Annotated in this window: 23 protein-coding genes and 1 pseudogene; 14 read left to right on the top strand and 10 right to left on the bottom strand. The window is 63.4% G+C overall.

What is annotated here, in order from left to right; all coding sequences use genetic code 11:
* Window positions 1–16 precede the first annotated feature (16 nt).
* Window positions 17–1042 carry an ABC transporter substrate-binding protein gene (locus tag NKI88_RS20250; RefSeq protein ID WP_502909480.1) on the bottom strand — a complete coding sequence of 342 codons (1026 nt, stop codon included), beginning with the start codon at window positions 1040–1042 and terminating at the stop codon, window positions 17–19.
* A 61-nt stretch (window positions 1043–1103) separates the two neighbouring features.
* Complete coding sequence (locus tag NKI88_RS20245) at window positions 1104–1937, bottom strand: inositol monophosphatase family protein (protein ID WP_031198040.1); 834 nt, start codon at window positions 1935–1937, stop codon at window positions 1104–1106.
* Window positions 1938–2155: 218 nt separating this feature from the next.
* Here NKI88_RS20245 and NKI88_RS20240 point away from each other — a divergent pair, with 218 nt between their 5' ends.
* The 3 genes from NKI88_RS20240 to NKI88_RS20230 all read left to right on the top strand — a co-directional run bounded on the left by NKI88_RS20240 (window position 2156) and on the right by NKI88_RS20230 (window position 5826).
* A complete protein-coding gene (locus NKI88_RS20240) occupies window positions 2156–3175 on the top strand; it encodes a LacI family DNA-binding transcriptional regulator (RefSeq protein ID WP_031195645.1) in 1020 nt (339 codons plus the stop codon).
* Window positions 3176–3212: 37 nt separating this feature from the next.
* Entirely contained in the window at window positions 3213–3398 is a 186-nt protein-coding gene (locus tag NKI88_RS20235; protein WP_023684018.1) for a hypothetical protein, read from the top strand.
* Between the two features lie 85 nt (window positions 3399–3483).
* Window positions 3484–5826, top strand: a complete 2343-nt coding sequence (locus NKI88_RS20230) for a response regulator (protein WP_352656827.1) — start codon at window positions 3484–3486, stop codon at window positions 5824–5826.
* Here NKI88_RS20230 and NKI88_RS20225 read toward each other — a convergent pair.
* From NKI88_RS20225 to NKI88_RS20200, 6 genes and pseudogenes are all read right to left on the bottom strand, one after another.
* Window positions 5827–6577 (bottom strand): annotated as a pseudogene (locus NKI88_RS20225) (Stf0 family sulfotransferase).
* Window positions 6578–6657: 80 nt separating this feature from the next.
* A complete protein-coding gene (locus NKI88_RS20220; protein ID WP_352656825.1) occupies window positions 6658–7794 on the bottom strand; it encodes a sterol desaturase family protein in 1137 nt (378 codons plus the stop codon).
* 164 nt (window positions 7795–7958) lie between these two features.
* Window positions 7959–8510, bottom strand: coding sequence for a chloramphenicol phosphotransferase CPT family protein (locus NKI88_RS20215; protein WP_352656823.1), 552 nt, complete (start codon window positions 8508–8510; stop codon window positions 7959–7961).
* A gap of 8 nt (window positions 8511–8518) precedes the next feature.
* Window positions 8519–9376: a transglycosylase SLT domain-containing protein gene (locus NKI88_RS20210; RefSeq protein WP_352656821.1), complete on the bottom strand. Its 858-nt coding sequence runs from the start codon at window positions 9374–9376 to the stop codon at window positions 8519–8521.
* 3 nt (window positions 9377–9379) lie between these two features.
* The gene (ispG, locus tag NKI88_RS20205) at window positions 9380–10633 is read right to left on the bottom strand and encodes a flavodoxin-dependent (E)-4-hydroxy-3-methylbut-2-enyl-diphosphate synthase (protein ID WP_352656819.1); all 1254 of its coding nucleotides are present in this window, start codon (window positions 10631–10633) and stop codon (window positions 9380–9382) included.
* 287 nt (window positions 10634–10920) lie between these two features.
* Window positions 10921–11100, bottom strand: coding sequence for a YdcH family protein (locus NKI88_RS20200; RefSeq protein ID WP_023684024.1), 180 nt, complete (start codon window positions 11098–11100; stop codon window positions 10921–10923).
* 239 nt (window positions 11101–11339) lie between these two features.
* On the opposite strand from NKI88_RS20200, the gene NKI88_RS20195 reads away from it, so the two are divergent.
* On the top strand, window positions 11340–11543 hold the full coding sequence (locus NKI88_RS20195; RefSeq protein WP_023673103.1) for a YdcH family protein: 204 nt from the start codon (window positions 11340–11342) through the stop codon (window positions 11541–11543).
* 24 nt (window positions 11544–11567) lie between these two features.
* Here NKI88_RS20195 and NKI88_RS20190 read toward each other — a convergent pair whose 3' ends face one another.
* On the bottom strand, window positions 11568–12383 hold the full coding sequence (locus tag NKI88_RS20190; protein ID WP_352656817.1) for an IclR family transcriptional regulator: 816 nt from the start codon (window positions 12381–12383) through the stop codon (window positions 11568–11570).
* Window positions 12384–12539: 156 nt separating this feature from the next.
* On the opposite strand from NKI88_RS20190, the gene NKI88_RS20185 reads away from it, so the two are divergent.
* The 8 genes from NKI88_RS20185 (at window position 12540) to NKI88_RS20150 (ending at window position 19006) form a co-directional block, all read left to right on the top strand.
* Window positions 12540–13370 carry a transporter substrate-binding protein gene (locus tag NKI88_RS20185; RefSeq protein WP_023673105.1) on the top strand — a complete coding sequence of 277 codons (831 nt, stop codon included), beginning with the start codon at window positions 12540–12542 and terminating at the stop codon, window positions 13368–13370.
* Between the two features lie 69 nt (window positions 13371–13439).
* Window positions 13440–14105, top strand: a complete 666-nt coding sequence (locus NKI88_RS20180; RefSeq protein ID WP_352656815.1) for an amino acid ABC transporter permease — start codon at window positions 13440–13442, stop codon at window positions 14103–14105.
* A 1-nt stretch (window position 14106) separates the two neighbouring features.
* Window positions 14107–14757 (top strand): amino acid ABC transporter permease, encoded by a 651-nt coding sequence (locus tag NKI88_RS20175; protein WP_023684027.1) that lies wholly within the window; start codon window positions 14107–14109, stop codon window positions 14755–14757.
* Between the two features lie 4 nt (window positions 14758–14761).
* On the top strand, window positions 14762–15556 hold the full coding sequence (locus NKI88_RS20170) for an amino acid ABC transporter ATP-binding protein (protein ID WP_023673108.1): 795 nt from the start codon (window positions 14762–14764) through the stop codon (window positions 15554–15556).
* 117 nt (window positions 15557–15673) lie between these two features.
* Window positions 15674–16135, top strand: a complete 462-nt coding sequence (locus tag NKI88_RS20165) for a RidA family protein (RefSeq protein WP_023673109.1) — start codon at window positions 15674–15676, stop codon at window positions 16133–16135.
* 20 nt (window positions 16136–16155) lie between these two features.
* Window positions 16156–17361, top strand: coding sequence for an aminotransferase class V-fold PLP-dependent enzyme (locus NKI88_RS20160; RefSeq protein ID WP_352656813.1), 1206 nt, complete (start codon window positions 16156–16158; stop codon window positions 17359–17361).
* 74 nt (window positions 17362–17435) lie between these two features.
* Entirely contained in the window at window positions 17436–17933 is a 498-nt protein-coding gene (purE, locus tag NKI88_RS20155; RefSeq protein ID WP_023706267.1) for a 5-(carboxyamino)imidazole ribonucleotide mutase, read from the top strand.
* The gene (locus NKI88_RS20150; RefSeq protein WP_352656810.1) at window positions 17930–19006 is read left to right on the top strand and encodes a 5-(carboxyamino)imidazole ribonucleotide synthase; all 1077 of its coding nucleotides are present in this window, start codon (window positions 17930–17932) and stop codon (window positions 19004–19006) included. Before purE ends, NKI88_RS20150 begins: the two co-directional genes overlap by 4 nt.
* Window positions 19007–19044: 38 nt before the next feature.
* Here NKI88_RS20150 and NKI88_RS20145 read toward each other — a convergent pair whose 3' ends face one another.
* On the bottom strand, window positions 19045–19473 hold the full coding sequence (locus NKI88_RS20145; protein ID WP_352656808.1) for a lysozyme inhibitor LprI family protein: 429 nt from the start codon (window positions 19471–19473) through the stop codon (window positions 19045–19047).
* Window positions 19474–19715: 242 nt separating this feature from the next.
* Between NKI88_RS20145 and ykgO the strand changes: the two genes are divergently transcribed.
* Both ykgO and NKI88_RS20135 read left to right on the top strand, forming a co-directional pair.
* Window positions 19716–19841, top strand: a complete 126-nt coding sequence (gene ykgO / locus NKI88_RS20140; protein WP_006327841.1) for a type B 50S ribosomal protein L36 — start codon at window positions 19716–19718, stop codon at window positions 19839–19841.
* Between the two features lie 113 nt (window positions 19842–19954).
* Window positions 19955–20536: a tetratricopeptide repeat protein gene (locus NKI88_RS20135; RefSeq protein WP_023706264.1), complete on the top strand. Its 582-nt coding sequence runs from the start codon at window positions 19955–19957 to the stop codon at window positions 20534–20536.
* The last annotated feature ends 134 nt before the right edge of the window (window positions 20537–20670 follow it).

Here is a 20670-nt window from a genome sequence, read left to right as displayed (position 1 = left end):
GCGCGAAAGAACGCGCTCAGCCGCCATTGCGGACCTCATCGGTGAACTTCTTCAACAGCCGCTTGCGTTCGGCCGACGAGCCATATTTGGCGAAGTCGTAGTCGATCAGCTTGATCTTTGAGAGGTCCGGCGCCTCGGGCGGCACCGGCGTGGCGGTGTTCGACGGGATCTGGAAGCTGCCGTTCGGCGCCGCGAGCTTCTGCGCGTCCGGGCTCAGCGCCCAGTCGTAGAATTTCTGCGCCTCTTCGGCATGCTTGGCGCCCGTCACGATGCTCATCGAGCCGATCTCGAAGCCGGTGCCCTCGCAAGGCGAAACCACCTTCACCGCCGGGTTCTGCTTGGCCGCGTTGATGACGTCGTGCTGGAAGGAGATGCCGATCAGCGTCTCGCCCTTGCCGACGGCGAGCGCCGGCGCGGCCCCTGCCTTGGTGTATTCGGCGATGTTCTTGTTGAGCTGCTTGAGATAGTCGAATGCCTTGTCCTCGCCCATCAGCTGGACGATGGTGGCAAGCATGGTCCAGGCCGTGCCCGATGAATTCGGGTCGGCCATCTCGATCTCGCCCTGGAATTCCGGCTTGACCAGATCGGCCCAGCACGCCGGCGCGGTCAGCCCGCGCTGCTTCAGATCTTCCTCATTGTAGCCATAGCCGAGTGCACCGAGATAAATGCCGACCGTGCGGTTCTTCGACCTGTCGGCCTGCTTCAGCGCCCAGTCGCGCAAGTTTGCCAGTTGCGGCGACTTGTATTCCTGGGTGAGGCCCTCTTCCGCCGCCTGCAGATGCGGGTCGCCGGTGCCGCCCCACCAGATATCGGCTTGCGGATTGTCCTTCTCGGCCCGGAGGCGGGCGTAGATTTCGCCGGCGCTCATGCGGGTCATGTCGACGCTGACGCCCGTCTCCTTCTGGTAGGTGGTCGCCATCGCCCGGCACCAGGCCTCGTCGACGGCGCAATACATTGTGAGGCTGCGGTCGACCGCCTGGGCGGCACTCGCCAATCCGAACATGGCCAGCGCCGCGCCAAGGCCAAGCCAGGCGGCGCGCAAGCCTCGCTTACTGTCAAATGTCTTCATCGATATTCCTCCCTGTCTTCTCACTGGAAACGATCTACCCGTCGTCGAGCGGCACTCCGATCACCTGGGACAATGTCGCCGCAACGCCGGGTGCTGCCGCTAGCACGGGATTGCCCTTCGCCATGCCGTCGCCGTCGAGGAACCGGTTCACACGGCCGCCGGCCTCCTCCACCAGCAGCAATCCGGCCAGGCAGTCCCACGAATTGATGTGCAGCTCGGCATAGGCATCCGAGCGGCCGTCGGCCACATAGGCCAGCCCAAGCGCTCCGGAGCCGGAGCGGCGTACATTGGCGCCGAGCGCCCACACCAGGCTCACCTTGTCGAGATACTCACGGTTCGGAATCCTCGGCGACCAGCCGAACTCCACAAAGGCACGGTCGAACGCTTGCGTCGGCGAAACATGGATCGGCGCGCCATTGCGTGTCGCGCCTTGCCCGCGACGGGCAAAATACGTTTCGCCGATGGCCGGATTGGCAATGCCGCCGATCTCGCTGCGGCCGTCCTCGACGAAAGCTATCGAAATGCAGAAATGCGGAATACCGCGCATGAAATTGGCGGTGCCGTCGATGGGGTCGACGACCCACATGCGGGCAGAGCCGATGCCACCGCCTTCCTCGCCCAAAAACCCGTCCTGCGGAAAAGCGTCTGCCAGCGTCGCGCGGATGTGCTCCTCGACCTTGCCGTCGGTTTCAGTGAGAAAATCCTGCGGGCCTTTCATCGCCACCGGCTGGACGGCGCCCTGCCGGGCATAGCCTTCCATCGCCAGTTGCCCGGCCGTGACAAGCAGTTTCCGGCAGACCTCGGCACGCCTGTCCATCTCGGCCTCGGACAGCCGGTCCGCCTTCGGATGCGCCGCCGCCCTGCTCATGCAGCCGGTCCGGACAGTCGCGCCCTCAATGCCGTCTTCGGCGAAATGGACAGGGTATTCCTCCGATGCCACTCTTGAGCCGGCTTGTATTGCACGGCTGTGCAAAGCTGTTGCATTCCGCCATGCCTGTCAAGTGCGGTGGGTGGCAATGGCAGAAGAGTTGCATTACATTGCACGGGCGTGCAAAGAATCACGAAAACAGCAGCGAGAGCGTTCGCTTGACGGTTCCGAGAATCCGCACCGGTTTTTCCAGCGCCCAGCAGGTTGCCGACCTCGCCGGGGTTTCGCGCTCGGCCGTGTCACGTACCTTCACGCCCGGCGCTTCCGTTTCCGGGGAAACCCGCGAACGGGTGATGCTGGCGGCCGAGCAACTCGGCTATCACGTCAACCATCTGGCTCGCGGCCTGATGCGGGCTTCGACCGGCATCGTCTGCCTCATCGTTGCCGATGGCGACACGCCCTATCATGCCCGCCTGCAGAAGGCGCTGACCCAACATCTGCGGGACGCCGGCAAAATGGCCATGGTGTTCAACACCTCCGGCCCCAGCCACCATGTCGACCAGGCGCTGCGCAACACGCTGAACTATCGCGCCGATGCGAGCATCGTTCTGTCCGGCTCGCCGCCGCAGTTGCTGATCCGCACCTGTCTTGAGAACGGCCAGCGGCTGGTGCTGATCAATCGCGATGACCGCTTCGACGGCCCGCACAATATCGGTGTCGACAACGCTGCAGCCGCAGAGGCAGCGCTGCATGCCTTCATCCGGGCCGGCTGTACCCGCCCCGCTTTGGTGACCTCGGCTGCCGGCACGCCCAGCCTGCTCTCCCGCGAAACCGCCTTCCTTACCGCCGCGCAGAAGGAAGGGCTGGAGGTGACCGTGTGGCGCGAGGGCCGCACCGGCTATGCCACCGGAGCCGATGGCGCCAGGCGACTCTTTTCCGGCCGGCAGCGGCCGGATGCGGCGTTCTGCGTGACCGACCTGATTGCGTGCGGCTTTCTCGATGCGGCCCGCCACGAGTTCGGCATCAACGTACCCCGCGATCTCTGCGTCATCGGCTTTGACGACATTGAACAGGCCGACTGGGCCTCTTACCGGCTGACGACGTTCTCGCCGCCGATCGAGGAGATCGCCAGGCGCGCCGTGCGGCTCGCGACCGGCGCGCGGGAGGAGGCTGGCAGCCGCCTGATCTGCCATGCGCCCATGGTCTGGCGCAGCACGGTGAGGCCGGGCCAGGGCTGATGAGAAACATGTGTCGGTCAAGACGGGAAACGTACTGATGTCCAAGAAAAAGGCCAGGAAGACCCGCCAGGCGGCAAGACCGGTGGAGATAGCTGTAGGCCCCGAAATCCGGAGCATGATGCGCAAGTTCGGCCTGACCGAGGAAGAAGCACTGCGCATGATGCGCGAATGCGATGCCACCCTCTATGGCGCCAACTCCGGGCACGTGCAGCCAGGATCTTGACGGCCCGCCAGGCGCGAACGGAATTTTAATGTAAATCAAGCGTAATCCCGACCGTTAAAATGATGCGTATGTGTTGGGGTTGCGCATGCCGGAATATTCTTTCTTCATCCGCTCGATCCGGATCCGCTACATCTCGGGATTGCTCATCTTTGCGCTGGCTTCCACCGCGGTGATGTTTGCGCTCAATCGCGTCAATTCCTTCCGCCACGACATCGACGCGCTTAGCAGCAATCTCGTCGTCTTCACCCGCGACCTGCGCAACGCCTCCAGCTTTGCCGAAACCGCCAGCACGGCCTGGCGCACCGAAACCCGTGACGGCCTTGCCGCCGCCGCGCGCGGCCATTCGCAACGCCTGACCGGCGAGATCGAAACACTGTCCGCGGAGTTGGCCGCGATCAAGCCGAGCCTGTCGGCCAAAACGCTGGACGAACTCTCGTCGGCCGCCGTCAACGGCGACCTGTTCTGGTCGTCGCGTGACATCGTGCGCAACTTCAACCTGATGTCGGCGGCGCAACAGACCGACGAATGGAGCTCGCGCGAAATCCTCAACCAGAACGACCTGTTCGTCCAGCCGATGCTGATGCGTGTGCGGACCGCCATGGATGGCGAACGCCATCTGGCCGACGCCTCCAGCGACAGGCTGCTGTTGTGGGCAAGCGGCCTTCTGTTCGCGGTTCTTGCCATCGTTGCCCTCTGGATCTTCCGGCCGATGGAAAAGGCGATCCGCCGCGCCTTCACCGAATCCGCCGTATCCTTGTTCAAGGCCGAAGCGGCCGACCGCGCCAAATCGGAATTCCTGGCCAATATGAGCCATGAGATCCGCACGCCGATGAATGGCGTGCTGGGCATGGCCGAACTGCTCGCCAAGACCGAGCTTAACGCGCGGCAGAAGACCTTCACCGATGTCATCGTCAAATCGGGCAATGCGCTGCTCACCATCATCAACGACATCCTTGATTTCTCCAAGATCAATGCCGGTCAGCTGACGCTCGATCCTGCACCCTTCCGGCTTGCCGAAGCGGTCGAGGACGTGGCCACACTGGTGTCGGCGCGCGTCGCCGAAAAGAACCTCGAGCTGATCGTGCGCGTCGACCCGCGCCTGCCTGCCCATGTCGTCGGCGATGCCGGACGGTTCCGTCAGATCGTCACCAATCTGCTCGGCAATGCGGTGAAGTTCACCGAGAAGGGCCATGTGCTGATCGATGTCGGCGGCGAGGTGGTCGACGGCATGGTCCAGCTCAAGGTCCGCGTCGAGGACACAGGCATCGGCATTCCTGCCGAGAAGCTCGAGAACGTGTTCGAGAAATTCGCGCAGGTCGACGGCTCGTCGACGCGCCGCCATGAAGGCACCGGCCTCGGCCTTGCCATCGCCGCCCGCCTCATCGACCTGATGGGCGGCAAGATCGGCGTCGAAAGCGAGATCGGCCGCGGCTCGGTGTTCTGGTTCGCCGTGCCGCTGCCGGCGCATCAGCAGGACACGCGCAACGAGATCGTGCCGGTCGACGTCACCGGCGCCCGCGTGCTGGTCATCGACGACAACCCGGTCAACCGCGAGATCTTGCTGGAGCAGCTCAGAAGCTGGAGCTTCGACTGCGCGGCCGCCGAAAGCGGCGCCGTCGGCCTCGCCTTCCTAGACCGGGCCAGCCAACTCGCTGCTGCGGTCGACTGCATCATCCTCGACTACCAGATGCCCGGCATGAACGGCGCCGATGTCGCCAAGGCGATTTCCGCCGACAGCCGTCTCTCCGCCATCCCGGTGGTGCTGCTGACCTCGGTCGATCAGGTCGATTTCGGCAAGATGGTCATCGATTTCGGCATCGCCGCGCATCTCACCAAGCCGGCGCGCTCGGCCATCCTGCTCGGCACCGTCATCTCGGCCATCCAGAAAGCGCGGGCCCAGATCGGCAAGGCCCAGTTCGTTCGCGAGCCTGTCGTTCCGCAGGCGGCACCCGTGACGCCACCCGCCTTCACCGTCATTCGCGGCCCGGCAATTCCGGCGGCCACAGTGCCTGAATCGATCGCCACGCCAAACGGCCCGATCGATATTCTGATCGCCGAGGACAATGACGTGAACCAGCTGGTGTTCGGCCAGATCCTCAATGGGCTTGGCCTCAGCTACCGCATCGCCAGCAATGGCCGCACGGCCGTCGAGATGTACCGGGCGCTGCGGCCGAAGCTGATCCTCATGGACGTCTCCATGCCGGAGATGAACGGCTACGAGGCGACCCGCGCCATCCGGGCGGCGGAGGCAGCGAGTGGCAATCACACACCAATCATCGGCGTCACCGCGCACGCACTGAAGGGCGACCGCGACAAATGTATCGAGTCCGGAATGGACGACTATCTGCCCAAGCCGGTGTCGCCCGACCGCCTCGGCAGCAAGATCGGCACATGGCTCAGCGAAACGGTCGCGGTAAAGAGGGCTTGATCAAATCGCCGCGTCCAGACGATAGCGGCGCATCCAGTCCAGACTAATCTCGTCCGAGAGCTTGGCGACGCCCGGCTTTACGTCGGCGGCATTCGGCGCCGGAACGCCCAGGGCCTTGCAGATGGATGCCAATGCCGCTGCCGGATCGCCTGACAGGCGCTCATAGCCGATGCGCAGCGGGACGATCCCCTGCTCCGCGAACCAGACGTTCCAGCCCGCGTCATAGGCTTCGAGTTCGGCAAGCTCGCGCTGGATCCGCTTGAAATCGTAGCGGGGTTCCTGCGGCGGTGCGACTCGTTCGATCTCGGTTCCGTCGGCGCGATGTGCCAAAGCCCGGTCTGCTCGGCCTTGATCAGCGACACCGCCTGCGCCAGCTTGTTTTCGCGCGAAAGATGGATGTAGAGGACCCGCCCGAAGGCCTTTTCAAAGCGTGCTTTGTCCGATGGCAGGTCTGGGTAGATCCGGTCGAGGATGGCCGAGAGTTCACCCAGGTTCTCCCGCATCAGGCGCAAGCCGAAGACGGCTGTTCCGCCCTTTCCCGCGCTGATTGCCGCCTTGAGGTAGGCGACATCGAAGTCATGCGCGCTCATCGTATCGGGATGCGGCAATTCCACTCTTCTGCCCATTCCGCCTTGTCCTGCCGCCGGTAGAACGAGTGCGGATCGCCGGCTGTTTTCGTCGAGGCCAGAAGGCCGCACAGCAAGGTGCTTCCGGTTGTCGGCGTGCCGCAGATTATGTAGCCGTCACGCATCTCGGGGCTCTGTCGCTTGTCATGGATTGGGCTAACCTCGCCAGGCGCGGTGACACGCGCGCTTCGCGAAGGACTCCAGTCTAGCCGCGCCGGAAGGGATAGAGGAATTGCTGCCAGTATCCGTTCGGAACGGGATGTCCGTGAATGCCGTAGCCGTTCGGCCAGCGCCCTTCGGGCATATGGTGGGTACCGAACAGCCGGTCGAGCAGCGGGAAATGGATGGCGAAGTTTACGTCGATCGCTTCTTTCTCGAGGCCGTGATGCCAGTGGTGGTAACGCGGCGACACCAGCACCTTTTCGACTGGACCGAAACTGGTTCCGATGTTGGAATGGATGAAAGACGAATAGACGTAGACGATCAATATATACGTCTGGATAGCCGATTCATCGAACCCCAGCACGAACATCGGGGTGGCCGTCAGGCTGCGCAGCACGATGATTTCCAGGAAATGCATGCGCGCACCGGCAATCCAGTCCATCGACTTGGCGGAATGGTGCACGGCATGGAACTTCCACAGCCAGGGAACGCGATGAAAGGCCCGATGCACCCAATACTGGGCAAGGTCGGTCAGGAACATCACCGCCACCAGCTGCACCAGCCACGGCAAGTCGTGGACCCAGGCGCGCACCGAACCAAGGGCGCCCTGTGCATTGACGAAGTTGGACGGCGCCAAGGTCAGGTAGGTCAAAATCTGCACCAGCAGCGATGAGACCAGATAGTAGAACAGGTCCTCGCGCCATTCGTCGCGGAACACAGTCTGATCCTTGTTGCGCGCGAAAAGACGTTCGAGCGGAACGAACAGCACACCCATGAACAAGGCGTTCAGGATGAAGAAATCGAGCCCGAAGAACACCCCGTCTATGTGCAGGTGATGGCGCACCGGAAGCATGCCGACCAGCGACGCCAGCAGCACAGTGAACATGGCCGCCGCGCCGAGCGTCTTTTGCCTGCGCAGCGTCATGCTGAGGATCGCCAGGATATAGCCGGAGATGAGGACGAAATAGAGCACCGGCTTGAAGAACAGCATCTGGTGGATGGGGGCCAGATCCGGCATCGATGTAAGCGACGGGTAGCGCAGCACGATGACCATCAGCAGGGCGGTGACCCCGGCAAGCAAGCCAATCGAGCCGGACAGCCAGCCAGAACCGAACGGCCGTTTGGCGCGCGGCGTTTCAAGTTCACCGACGACGCGTCTAAGGAAATTTGTCACCGGCATGATGTTCCCCCGTTAACGGCCCCAAAGGTCTCGCCAGAAATTTCGACCCGTCTTACTACAGCAAGGCTCATAAATATTAATCGACACGACTTTGCAGGCCAGAGACGGCTATCGGCGTTTTGGGCAATTGGTAAAAGCTGCGATCGTGTCAAAGACACCGGCCACTATAGTCGGAATCTTTCCTGGATGCGACGGGCGCATTCAAGCGGCGTCAGCCGGCTGGTGTCGACTTCGAGGTCGTAGTCCATGCCCTTGTGGACGCGTCCATATTGCCAGCGCGCCAGGCCAGGCAGCCTGTCGGCGCGCGCGGCCTCGCGCGCTTCCAGCACCTCCAGCGGCGCCATGACGCCGACCAGATGCAGATCGAAACCCGACAGCAGCATGCGGTACTCCGCTATCTCGTCATTGAAGACCACGTCGTCGACAATGAGATTGTTGCCTTGCCCGGCCGTGGCGGCGATGGCATGGCGCATGCCGCGCATGGCTCGCGCGCCGACCGGCCCGCTCCTGATCACCACCGACGGCTTGCCGTCTTCCAGCACGGTCTCAAAGGAAAACCCGTCGGCATGATCCTGCAGCGCCGGCGGCAGCATGTCGATGAAAGCATCCATCTGGACATGCAGGAAGGGCTCGGTGGCGATTGTTTGCAGCGCCCTGGCGATCGAGCTTTTGCCGGCGCTGCCGACGCCATTAAGCAGGACGATTTTGGCCGTCATGTCGCCCCCTATCGGTTGCGCACGACGATACAGGCGCCGCCGACGCTTTGCAGTTTCTGGCAGATGACGTTGGCGGCGGCGCGGTCGTCGACACCGATCCTGACGGCGTAGATGCCGCGTCGGCCGATCGGCGTGCGCACCCGGCTGACCACCGGGTCACGACCGGAAAGCAGCGCCGGAAACCGGCTCCTGACCCGCAGCCACTGATTGATCGCAGCTCCCCTGCGGAAATTGCCGGCCACCTGCACGCCCCAGGGCTTCACATTGATCGAGGCCATGGCCACGGTTCTCGACATGATCACCGGCAGCTTGCGGCAGGCGACGGCAAAGCTGGTTTTAGCGTCGAGCGGCTCGATCGATCCGGCGTAGGCGCTGTCGGAAAACTTGTCGACGGGCTCGCCCATGACGTCGAAGACATAGCTCTCCGTCTCCATTGGCAGGAAGCCGCCCGAACCCAGCCAGCGCGACACCCGGTTCTCGCCGGCATTGTAGGCGGCCGCCGCCAGGCCGAGATTGCCGTAGGCGAGCTTCATCTCGCCGAGATATTTCGCCGAAGCCGGGATCGCCTGATCGATGTCGAAAGGATCGGCCAGCCCGCGCATCTTGGCGGTGCCCGGCATGAACTGGGCGATGCCTTCGGCACCGACCGGGCTAACCGCATTGGGATCGAAGCGGCTTTCTTTCCAGATCAGCCGGGCGAAGTAATCCTTCGGCAGGCCGTTCCGCTCGGCATGCGTCTCGATCAGGTCACAGACACGGCCGATCAATCGTTTCGCCGCCGAGCGCGATTGCGGTGGATCGGCAAGTGCCTGTCCGGCACTCAGCCCGCAGAGCAGGATCACACCGGCTTTGAGCAGCCCCCGCATGGCTCATTCGGCCGCGGCTTTGCCGTGCTGGCCAAACCGCCGCTCGATATAGTCGGCAACCATTTTTTCGAAATCGGCGGCGATCGACGGACCGCGCAGCGTCGCCGACTTCTTGCCGTCGACGAAGACGGGTGCGGTCGGCGTCTCGCCGGTGCCGGGCAGCGATATGCCGATATCGGCGTGCTTGGATTCGCCGGGGCCGTTGACGATGCAGCCCATCACCGCGACCTTGAGGTTCTCGACGCCGGGATATTTCTCCCGCCAGACCGGCATGTTCTTGCGCAAATCGGCCTGGATGTTCTGGGCGAGTTCCTGGAACACGGTGGATGTCGTGCGGCCGCAGCCGGGGCAAGCGGCGACGATCGGCACGAACTGACGGAAGCCCATGGTCTGCAGCAGTTCCTGCGAGACCTGCACCTCGCGCGTGCGATCGCCATTCGGCTCCGGCGTCAGCGAGATGCGGATGGTGTCGCCAATGCCTTGCTGCAAGAGGATGCCCATGGCAGCCGACGAGGCGACGATGCCCTTCGAGCCCATGCCGGCTTCGGTGAGGCCAAGATGCAGCGCATGGTTGGAACGCGTGGCAAGCTCGGTGTAGACGGCGATCAAATCCTGCACGCCGCTGACCTTGGCCGACAGGATGATCTTTTCGCGGGCGAGGCCTATCTCTTCGGCCATTTCGGCCGACAGGATCGCCGACTGCACGATCGCTTCGCGGGTTACTTCCTGCGCCGTCAGCGGAAAGCCTTGGCGCTGGTTCTCGTCCATCAGCCGGGTGAGCAACTCCTGATCGAGCGACCCCCAATTGACGCCGATGCGCACCGGCTTGTCGTATCTGATCGCCATTTCGACGATCGCTGCGAACTGGCGGTCCTTCTTGTCCTTGAAGCCGACATTGCCGGGATTGATGCGGTATTTGGCCAGCGCCTCGGCGCAGGCTGGATGGTCGGCCAGCAGCTTGTGGCCGATATAGTGGAAGTCGCCGACCAGCGGCACATTGATGCCGAGCCGCTCGAGCCGTTCGCGGATGCGCGGCACGGCGGCGGCGCTCTCGTCCCGATCGACGGTGATGCGCACGATCTCGGAGCCGGCGCGATGCAAAGCCGCAACCTGCGCGACGGTCTGGTCGATATCGGCCGTGTCGGTGTTGGTCATCGACTGCACGACGACCGGCGCGCCGCCGCCGACGACCACGCCGCCGACATCGACGCCGACCGATGTCCGGCGCGCAAAGGGGGAGGAAAAATACCCGGTCATGCCGGCAGCCTCTTGATCACCCGAGCGACATACGTCCACGTCGACGCACGCTCAATCAGCTATCAGCGCATAGCGCTGAGGTTCGGGCATGAGGTGGAGGAGCAAAGATGGCTTGTCAATGGCGACAGACAAGCAGAGCCGCCAAATCGCAGCAGCGCGGCGACCCCACAGACGGGTTTCGCCGGCCAACAGTATCGGAATCAGTAGCAAAAACAGGCCTCCGGCGGCATGTCGCCACCGGAGCGATAGTCACGCGCCAAGGCGGCGCGTCGAATCCTGGAAGGGCGTCAGTGTCTCGTCGGTTTCGCCTTCAGTTTTTCAATCTCGTCCTTGAGTGCCAGCTTGCGTCGCTTCAGATTCACGATTTCGAGGTCGTCGACCGATGGATGGTTCATCGCATCGTCGATCTCGCGTTCGATATCACCGTGTTTCCGCTGCAACTCATCAAGATGGGATGCAAGAGACATGATTGGTTCTCCCTTTCATGGTTTCCTCGATTGCAGCCGTCAAAGGCACGTCCACCGCAGGTCGCATCTGTGACGGCACCATGACAGTCTGCCACCATCCGGCTGCGATGTCGAATGCTGCGTGGTAGCATTCCACGACAATGTGATATGTGATATTGGCTGCGCGCCGGCGGCAATTGATGCCGCCCCCGCCCAATCATGCCCATTGCCGGGCGCCGCAGACATGCAGACGGTAGAGAATGTCCGACCAGGAAAAGGCCGATGTCCGCCTCGAATTTTCCCGCCTGAAGCAGGAGCATGCCGATTTTGACGCGGCCATCAATGCGATGATCGCCATGGGCTGCGACCCCTTGCAGATCCAGCGCATGAAGAAGAAGAAGCTTTTCCTCAAGGACCGGCTGATGGCGCTGGAAGACAAGATCATTCCGGACATCATCGCTTAGCCGACGGCCTCGGGGCCTAACTGCTCACCCCGCTATCGACAGCCGCGCCGCGCGATGGCGCAGCAACGTCAGCAATTCGTCGGTCTTCTCCGCTGAAGTGTCGATCGGCACCACCAGGCACAGCGTCGCCTCGACCTTGCCAGCGGCCGCGAAGACAGGGGCGGCCAGGCATTTGGTGTAGGCGTCGACCAGCCCCGAAGTGATGCAATAGCCGGTCGTTCTGGCCGTCGCGATATCGGCAATGAAGTCGTCGAACTGCAGCCTGCGGCCGTCGGGCAGCAAAAGGTCGTCTTCCGAGACCATGTCCTGGATGGCGGCCCTTTCCAATCCGGCCAGAAGCAGCCGCCCCGATGCCGTCCATGGCAGCGGGATCTGCAGGCCGGTGGCCGAGCTGATGCGGAACGGCCTGGTGCCGGGGCTGGAATGGACGATGGTATAGCGCCCGCTTTGCAGCATGCACAATTCGGAGGTCTCGCCGGTCTCGCGCGACAGATTGTCGACCTCCTGCCGGCCCCCCCTAAGCAGGTCGTTGCCCCTGACATAGTCCATTCCATAGAGGTACAGCTTCTTGCCGAAATAGACCCGGTTGCCGTCGCCCTCCATCTCCAGGAGACCCGCATCGACCAACGAACGCACCAGCGTATAGGTGGTGGAGCGCGGCGCATTCACCCCCTTGGCTAGATCGCCAATGCCGATGGCGCGCTGCGTAACATGCAGGAAGTCCAGGATCTCCAGCACCCGGTTGAGGCCCTTCTCGCGCGAGCCGGAGGTTTTGTCGGGCGTCGGGCTCTCGGCTGGACCAAGCTCCGCCCGATCCGTGAGTCCATTGCTGTCTTGCATAACTGATTCCTGATGTTAGTATCTGTCTTGTACAGGATACATGTGTCTATTGTAAGAGACAATTCAGGTCGGCGACACGTGTGTCTGTAAGGGGAACTCAAACAACAGGAGGTCGCAGTGAACGACGCATCCAAGCGAGATTTTCTGAAACTGGGCATGGCCGGGCTTGCAACGGCGGGCGTGATGACCGCTGTCAGCGCCGAAAAGGCGGCGGCACAAGCCGCATCCGACAGCGTTCTGCGCACCGCGCTTGACCGCGGCAAGCTGATCGTCGGCACCGGCAGCACCAACGCGCCATGGCATTTCGAAAACGATGCCGGCGAGCTGGTCGGCATGGACATCACCATGGGCCGCATCCTGGCCAAGGGTCTGTTCGACGATCCGAGCAAGGTCGAGTTCGTCATGCAGGATCCGGCGCAGCGGATCCCCAATGTCACCACCAACAAGGTCGACATCACCATCCAGTTCATGACCATGACCGCGCAGCGCTCGCAGCTGATCCATTTCTCCAGGCCATACTATGTCGAGGGCGTCGCCCTGCTGACGCTGCCGACGGCGGAAAACAAGACCTTCGACAAGCTGCTCGCCGGCGGTTCGGCGACGCGCATCTCGATCCTGCAGAATGTCGACGCCGAAAGCTCGGTCCATTACGCCCTGCCGGAGGCGCAGGTGCTGCAGATCGACACTCAGGCCAATGTGCTGCAGGCACTGGAATCGAAACGCGCCGATGCCGCCGCTGTCGATCTTTCAACCGTGCGCTGGCTGGCCTCGCGCAACCCCGACAAATATTTCGATGCCGGCAAGAGCTGGTACTCGATGCTCTACGGCGCGGCGGTCAGGCAGGGCGACCTGGACTGGCTGACCTTCGTCAACCAGACCTTCACCATCGCTATGTTCGGCCATGAGACCGCACTCTACGACGCCGCCTTCAAGGACTATTTCGGCCAAGAGCCGCCGGCCCGCCATCCCGGTTTCCCGGTTGTCTGACAAGTGCTGGCGGAAGGGTTAGCCCTTCCGCCTTCTAGTTCGCATCCCCTTGGTTATTGCGGGAGACGCATGGGCTATACGCTCAACTTCAACCTGATCTGGCGCCATTTCGACAAGCTGTGGGGCGGCCTTCTGCTCAGCCTCGAGCTTGCCGTGATTTCGATTGCCATCGGCGTCGTCATCGGCCTGGTGCTGGCGGTCTGGTATGTCTCGGCCGGACGCGCGGTGCGCGCCATCATTGCGGCTTACGTCGAATTCATCCGCAACGTGCCGCTGATCCTGCTCGTCTATCTTGTCTTCTACGGCCTGCCGACGGTGATCGACGTCGCCTACGACGCGCCGACCTCGTTCGTGCTGACGCTGTCGGTCTATAGCGGCGCCTATCTGGTCGAGGTGTTCCGCTCCGGCCTGGAAGCCGTGCCGCGCGGCCAGCTCGATGCCGGCAAAGCCATCGGCCTGACGCCCTGGCAGCGGCTGGTTCATGTGCGCCTGCCGACCATGCTGCGCATCACGCTGCCGGCGCTGTCCAACACCTTCATCTCGCTGTTCAAGGACACGTCCATCGCATCGGTCATCTCGGTGCCCGAGCTCACCTTCGGCGCCCAGTGGATCAACTTCAACACCTTCCGCATTGTCGAGGTCTATCTGGTGACGACGGCGATGTACCTGGTGACCGGTTACACCCTGCTCTTCGGGCTGCGGCTGGTCGAACGCCGGTTCAGGGCTGCGCGCTGACATGCTGAGCCAGATCCTCTACGCCGTACCGTTCCTCGCCCAGGGCTTCGCCATCACTTTGTGGGTGTCGCTGCTGGTCGTGGTGCTGTCGCTGATTGCCGGCGTCGCGCTCGGCGTCGGCCTGGTCTACGGCCCGGCGCCGCTGCGCTGGGCCGTGCGCATCTTCTCCGACACCATCCGCGGCATCCCGATCCTGGTGCTGATGTTCTTCGTCTATTACGGCCTGCCGGCCATCGGCCTGCATCTGCAATCCTTCTCGGCGGCGGTGCTGGCGCTGACCTTGTTCAAGACGGCGCAGGTCATTGAGTATCTCCGGGGCGCCGTCGGCTCTATTCCCAAGGGCCAGTCAGAAGCGGCGATGGCCATTGGGCTGACTTTTCGCCAGCGGCTCACCTACGTCATCTTTCCGCAGGCCTTCCGGCGCTTCCTGCCGCCCTGGATCAACGGCGTCACCGATGCGGTCAAGGGCAGCGCCCTGGTCTCGCTGCTCGGCATCACCGACCTGATGCAGGCGATCAACCAGGTCATCGGCCGCACCTATGAGGCGATGCCGCTCTACATCCTCGGCGCCTTGATCTATTTCGCCGTCAACTATGCGCTTTCCTACGCCAGCCGGCGGCTGGAACGGCGCTTTGCCTTCATCCGGGACTAGCACGATGGCCACAAGCTCGAACGACAATGCTGCCCTTCTCGACATTGCCGGGGTCTCGAAAGCCTTTGGTTCGGTCGAGGTGCTTCGCTCGGTCAGCCTCAAGGTGGACAGGGGCGAGGTGGTCACCGTCATCGGCCCTTCCGGCAGCGGCAAGACCACCCTGCTGCGCTGCGTCAACTTTCTCGAAAGCTACGACTCAGGCTCGATCCGAATCGACGGCAAGGAGGTCGGTTTTCGTGAGGCCGGCGCGCGCCAGCGGCGCAGCGAGCGCGACCTTGCCAATATGCGCGCCGAAACCGGCATGGTGTTCCAGAGCTTCAACCTGTTTCCGCACCTCACCGCCGCCGGCAACATCATGCTCGGCCTCACCAAGGTGCGCGGCAAGAGCAAGGCCGAGGCGCGCCAGATCGCCGAGCATTGGCTGAGCCGCGTCGGCCTGGCCCACAAGGCCGACAGCCTGCCGGCGGAACTCTCCGGGGGCCAGCAGCAGCGCGTCGGCATAGCGCGGGCAGTCGCCATGGAGCCGAAGATCCTGCTGCTCGACGAGATCACCTCCGCGCTCGATCCCGAATTGGTCGGCGAGGTGCTGGCCGTTGTGCGCAGCCTGGCCGAAGACGGCATGACCATGGTGATGGTCACGCACGAGATGGCCTTCGCCCGCGACGCTTCGAGCCGCATTGTCTTCATGGCCGATGGCGGTGTCAGCGCTGTTGGCCCGCCGAAGGAGATCCTTGCCGAAGAGACCACCAATGAGCGCCTCCGCTCTTTCCTGGCGCGCTTCCGCGCCTCCCATTTCTGACATGGGCGGCCCAAAGCAATTCCAGGAGAAGTGTAAGCGGTTTTCCCGGGAAAAGCGCGAAGCGCTTTCCCCTGGGAATTGCGTAAAACAACAGGCCGGCCCAAGGAGAATTCTTCCATGACGCCTTACATCCGGCTCGCCGAACTCGGCCTGACGCTGCCCGAGCCGCCGACGCCGATCGCCAATTTCGTCACCCATGCCGAGAGCGGCCGTCTGATCTTTCTTTCGGGTCAAGGGCCGCTGCGCGCCGACGGCACGCTGTGCACCGGCAAGGTCGGCGAGGACGTCACCGTCGAGCAGGCCTATGAGCATGCCCGCCTCACCGGCCTCAACCTGCTCGCCGTCATGCACGCCGCCGCCGGCGATCTCGGCCGCATCGTGCGCGTCGTCAAATTGCTCGGCTTCGTCAATGCGACGCCGACCTTCAGCGACCACCCGAAAGTGGTCAATGGCTGCTCGGACCTGTTCGCCAGCGTCTTCGACAAGATCGGCGGCCATGCACGCTCGGCGATCGGGGTCGGCTCGCTGCCTGGAAACATCACCGTTGAAATCGAAGCGGTCGTCGAGATCGCCGCCTGACCGTCAAGGGATTGCTGAACATGAAAACCTATTCCGACACCGGCTCCAACACCACGATCCGTGAACGGCTGGGACTGCGGCCGATCATCAACGTCTCCGGCACGATGACGACGCTCGGCGCCTCGATCATCGTTCCCGAGGCGATCAGCGCCATGGCCGAGATCGCCTCGCAATGGGTGGAGATGGACGATCTGCAGCGCGCCGCAAGCGTGATCACAGCCCGCCTCACCGGCGGCGAGGCCGGCTTCATCACCGCCTGCTGCGCCTCAGGCATCACAATGGCGATCGCCGGGGCGATGACCGGCACCAATTTGCTGGCGATCGAACGGCTGCCCGACGATACCGAAGGGCTGAAGTCCGAAGTCGTCATCCAGCTCGGCCATATCGTCAATTACGGCGCACCGATCGACCAGTCGATCCGCATCGCCGGCGCCAAGGTCATTCCGGCCGGCACGGTCAGCGTCACGCAGGATTATCATGTGCGCGAGGCTATCAACGAGCGCACGGCGGCGGCGCTCTACGTCGTGGCGCACCACACCGTGCAATACGGCATGCTTTCCCTTGAGGAATTCTGCGATATCTGCCACGCCAGGGGCGTGCCGGTGATCGTCGACGCGGCTTCCGAATATGACCTGCGCAGCTTCCTGGCGCGCGGCGCCGACATCGTCGTCTACAGCGGCCACAAATTCCTTTCGGGGCCGACCAGCGGCATCGTCGCCGGCCGCAAGGATCTCGTCCGCGCCGCCTATCTGCAAAACCGTGGCGTCGCCCGCGCCATGAAGGTCGGCAAGGAAAGCATCGCCGGCACGATGGCGGCGCTCGAAGCCTGGGAAAAGCGCGACCATGCCGGCATCCGCCAGCGCGAGGAAGCGGCGCTCAATCTATGGAGGGATTCGCTGCAGGGAATACCCGGCATCGTCGCAAACATCATTCCCGACCCGACCGCCAATCCGCTCGACCGGCTGCAGATCTTCGTCTCCCCCGAAAGCCGCTTCAGTGCCGCCGGCCTCGCCTCGGCATTGGCGGCCGGATCGCCGCCCATCATCGTGCGCAACCACGAGGTCGAGCGTGGCCATTTCTTTCTCGACCCCTGCAACCTGCACCCAGGCGAGGCCGAGATCGTCGCCGAACGCCTCCGCGCCGTGCTCACCGCGGCCGACAGGCCGGCGGATGCGATGAGACAGCCGCGAAAGGATTCATCCGGCGCCCTGCGCTGGCCGGACTAGGCTGCTGCGGCCGCCATCCTTGCGGGCCAGCCCGAATTCCGCTAAGGCGCGCCTTTACCGCCGGGAGCATGCGCTTGACCGACCACCGCGCCGACGTCGCCATCATCATGGGCAGCCAGTCCGACTGGGCGACGATGCGCCACGCCGCCGAAACGCTGGAGGCGCTGGGCATTCCGCACAAGCGGCTGATCGTCTCCGCCCACCGCACCCCGGACCGCCTCTATGATTTCGCCAAGGGCGCCAAGGCGGCCGGCTACAAGGTGATCATCGCCGGCGCCGGCGGCGCCGCCCACCTGCCCGGCATGACGGCGGCGATGACGCCGCTGCCGGTGTTCGGCGTGCCGGTCGAATCGAAGGCGCTGTCAGGCCAGGATTCGCTGCTCTCCATCGTCCAGATGCCGGCCGGCATTCCGGTCGGCACGCTTGCCATCGGCAAGGCGGGTGCGGCCAACGCCGCCCTTCTGGCGGCCGCCGTGCTGGCGCTGCACGACGAAGAACTTGCCGCCCGCCTGGATGCCTGGCGCACCGCCCAAACCGCCAGGGTTGCCACCGAACCGACGGACGCGCCGTGAGCCTGCCCGCGGGATCGAGCATCGGCATCATCGGCGGCGGCCAGCTCGGCCGCATGCTGGCTGTTGCCGCAGCGCGCCTCGGCTACCGCACAATTATCCTCGAACCGCAGGCCGATTGCCCGGCGGCTCAGGTCGCCAACCGCCAGATCACCGCCGCCTATGACGATGCGGACGCCCTTGCCGAACTGGCGGCAGTCAGCGCCGTCGTCACCTACGAATTCGAGAATGTGCCGGTGGCGGCTGCCGGCGCGCTCGCCGCCAAGGTCCCGGTCTATCCGCCGCCCAGGGCGTTGGAAGTCGCCCAGGACCGGGTGGCGGAGAAGCTATTCCTGAACGGCATCGGCATCAGGACAGCGGATTTCCGCTCCGTCGACAATGACGACGAGCTGACGGCGGCGCTGAGAGAGTTCGGTGGCAGCGGCATCTTGAAAACCCGCCGCATGGGCTATGACGGCAAGGGCCAGCGCGTCTTCCGCAACTTGGAGACGGGCGGCTTTGCCGGCACCTGCGAGACCATGGGCAATGTGCCGCTGATCCTCGAATCCTTCGTCGCTTTCGAGCGCGAAATCTCGGTCATCGCCGCGCGCGGGTTGGACGGCGCGGTCGCCGCCTACGATCCGGCTGAGAACGTCCACCGCGACGGCATCCTGCATACCTCGACCCTGCCGGCCCAGATCAGGCTGGAGACGGCGGCGACGGCACAGGGGGCGGCAGCGAAAATCCTGTCGGCCCTCGACTATGTCGGCGTCATCGGCGTCGAGTTCTTCGTTCTTGCCGATGGCACGCTGCTGGCCAACGAAATGGCGCCGCGCGTGCACAATTCCGGCCACTGGACGGAAGCCGCCTGCATCGTTTCGCAATTCGAGCAGCATATCCGCGCCATTGCCGGCCTGCCGCTGGGCAACCCTGGCCGGCATTCAAACTGCGTCATGGAAAACCTGATCGGCGACGATGTGCTGCGCGTACCCGCTTTGCTCGCCGAGCCCGATCTGATGCTGCATCTCTACGGCAAGGCGGAAGCGCGCCCAGGCCGCAAGATGGGCCATTTCACGCGCATCAGCCGCCGTAGCTAAGCCATTCCGGCACTTTGCGCGAGGGCGTGGCTCGAGCCCTATTGCAGCTCGTCGTTCGGATCCCCGTCTTCGTCGGGGCTGGCGCAACTCGCATCGCCTTCCCTACAATTGGCGCCCGCGGTGAGCTGTTTGATGCGCTGGTCCGTCAGTTCGGTCAGGCATTGTGAAACCTCCATCGGATGGATGGAGCCGCCCTCGCTGTCTTTCGTCGTATAGGCGCATTCGGCGTCGCGGAAGGCGATCCAGGCGCGTTGCGCGACCTGCAGCAGCTTCCTGCCCTTGTCGTCGTTGCGACCGACGAGATCCTTGTAGGCCTGGTTGAGCTTGGCATCGGCGGCCCGATAGTCCTCGCCGGCGCAGATGTTCATCATCTGCTGGCTGTCTTCGTTGCGGTCGCATTCCTGCGCCTGCGCGATGGAGGCGGCTGCCAGAACGGCAAGGCTCGCGGACACGAACAACAGGCGCATAGAGGTCTCCAAATCGGCTTGCGGGTGCCGCACCATTCCAGCCCGCCTTCGGCCGCGCAATGGCGTGGAGCCGAGATGGCGGATATTTGATGACCAAAGCCATTCTCGGCCTCTATCCAGCACGCTTGCGGTTGACACGGGCAAGGCTCCTCGTTTATGAGCCACCGCAAGTTCAAAGGCGCGCTTTTCAGGCGCGCCTTAATAATTCGGCCCGGACAGGGCCCAGACCGACGGGCAAGACCATGAAGATCAAGAATTCGCTCAAGGCGCTGAAGGCGCGTCACCGCGACAACCAGCTGGTTCGCCGCAAGGGCCGCGTCTACATCATCAACAAGACCGCTCCACGCTACAAGGCGCGCCAGGGCTGAGTGTTCGGCCGGAGGCTCGTTGCCTCCGTCCATATGATGGTAATTGCCTGGTTCCAGGCACTTTCACGCTAATTTCAGTTTGACGATCCGCCGTCCGGGGTTAGATTCCGGCGATGCGGATTCTTTTTGCATTTTTGGCCACCCTCTTTCTTTTCGGCGTCACTCCGGCGTCGGCGGACGATCCGCCGGCAAAGCCGCCGGTTGCCCTGACCAGGGAAGCCAGGCTCGACCAACTGTTTGCCGAGCTGAAGCGCGAGCGCAACGAAAAGGCGGCCGAGCGCATCGCCGGGCGCATCTGGGGCGAATGGTTCCAGTCCGGCAGCGCCTCGATCGACCTGATGATGCAATGGTCGCAAAAGGCGATTGACGACCAGAAGTTCGACGTCGCCCTCGACTTCCTCGACCAGGTCGTCATCCTGCAGCCAAAATATGCCGAAGGCTGGAACCGGCGCGCCACCGTGCATTACATGATGAAGAATTTCGGGAAATCGATGTCGGACATCGACCAGACGCTGCAGCTGGAACCACGCCATTTCGGCGCGCTTTCGGGCCTGGCCCAGATCATGGCCGCCACCGGCCACAAGCAATCGGCGCTCGAAGCCTGGCAGAAGGTGCTTACCATCTATCCGATGATGCGCAGCGCCCAGGACCAGGTCGCGGCAATTTCGGAAGAGCTTGCCGGCGAAGGAATTTGATTAGGCAGTAGGAATTAGGGATTAGTGAGTAGTCAGTACAGAAGATTGGTCGAGACGCCACCTCCCTACTCCCTACTCCCTACTCCCTACTCCCTACTCCCTACTCCCTACTCCCTACTCCCTACTCCCTACTC

Origin of the sequence: Mesorhizobium sp. M0317 (assembly GCF_040321555.1) — a bacterium.
Taxonomy (GTDB): domain Bacteria; phylum Pseudomonadota; class Alphaproteobacteria; order Rhizobiales; family Rhizobiaceae; genus Mesorhizobium.
The sequence above is the reverse complement of the archived record's forward strand: the minus strand, read 5'-3'. Positions and strand labels throughout refer to the sequence as shown.

Bases quoted from the DNA above. Each gene is read 5' to 3' on its own strand.
- NKI88_RS20215 (WP_352656823.1), bottom strand. From the start codon at position 8,510: ATGACGGCCAAAATCGTCCTGCTTAATGGCGTCGGCAGCGCCGGCAAA.
- NKI88_RS20145 (WP_352656808.1), bottom strand. From the start codon at position 19,473: ATGCGCCTGTTGTTCGTGTCCGCGAGCCTTGCCGTTCTGGCAGCCGCC.
- NKI88_RS20135 (WP_023706264.1), top strand. From the start codon at position 19,955: ATGCGGATTCTTTTTGCATTTTTGGCCACCCTCTTTCTTTTCGGCGTC.
- NKI88_RS20245 (WP_031198040.1), bottom strand. From the start codon at position 1,937: ATGAGCAGGGCGGCGGCGCATCCGAAGGCGGACCGGCTGTCCGAGGCC.
- NKI88_RS20165 (WP_023673109.1), top strand. From the start codon at position 15,674: ATGACGCCTTACATCCGGCTCGCCGAACTCGGCCTGACGCTGCCCGAG.
- NKI88_RS20210 (WP_352656821.1), bottom strand. From the start codon at position 9,376: ATGCGGGGGCTGCTCAAAGCCGGTGTGATCCTGCTCTGCGGGCTGAGT.
- NKI88_RS20230 (WP_352656827.1), top strand. From the start codon at position 3,484: ATGCCGGAATATTCTTTCTTCATCCGCTCGATCCGGATCCGCTACATC.
- NKI88_RS20170 (WP_023673108.1), top strand. From the start codon at position 14,762: ATGGCCACAAGCTCGAACGACAATGCTGCCCTTCTCGACATTGCCGGG.
- NKI88_RS20200 (WP_023684024.1), bottom strand. From the start codon at position 11,100: ATGTCTCTTGCATCCCATCTTGATGAGTTGCAGCGGAAACACGGTGAT.
- NKI88_RS20195 (WP_023673103.1), top strand. From the start codon at position 11,340: ATGTCCGACCAGGAAAAGGCCGATGTCCGCCTCGAATTTTCCCGCCTG.
- NKI88_RS20180 (WP_352656815.1), top strand. From the start codon at position 13,440: ATGGGCTATACGCTCAACTTCAACCTGATCTGGCGCCATTTCGACAAG.
- NKI88_RS20160 (WP_352656813.1), top strand. From the start codon at position 16,156: ATGAAAACCTATTCCGACACCGGCTCCAACACCACGATCCGTGAACGG.
- ispG (WP_352656819.1), bottom strand. From the start codon at position 10,633: ATGACCGGGTATTTTTCCTCCCCCTTTGCGCGCCGGACATCGGTCGGC.
- NKI88_RS20185 (WP_023673105.1), top strand. From the start codon at position 12,540: ATGGCCGGGCTTGCAACGGCGGGCGTGATGACCGCTGTCAGCGCCGAA.
- NKI88_RS20235 (WP_023684018.1), top strand. From the start codon at position 3,213: ATGTCCAAGAAAAAGGCCAGGAAGACCCGCCAGGCGGCAAGACCGGTG.
- NKI88_RS20175 (WP_023684027.1), top strand. From the start codon at position 14,107: ATGCTGAGCCAGATCCTCTACGCCGTACCGTTCCTCGCCCAGGGCTTC.
- NKI88_RS20220 (WP_352656825.1), bottom strand. From the start codon at position 7,794: ATGCCGGTGACAAATTTCCTTAGACGCGTCGTCGGTGAACTTGAAACG.
- ykgO (WP_006327841.1), top strand. From the start codon at position 19,716: ATGAAGATCAAGAATTCGCTCAAGGCGCTGAAGGCGCGTCACCGCGAC.
- NKI88_RS20190 (WP_352656817.1), bottom strand. From the start codon at position 12,383: ATGCAAGACAGCAATGGACTCACGGATCGGGCGGAGCTTGGTCCAGCC.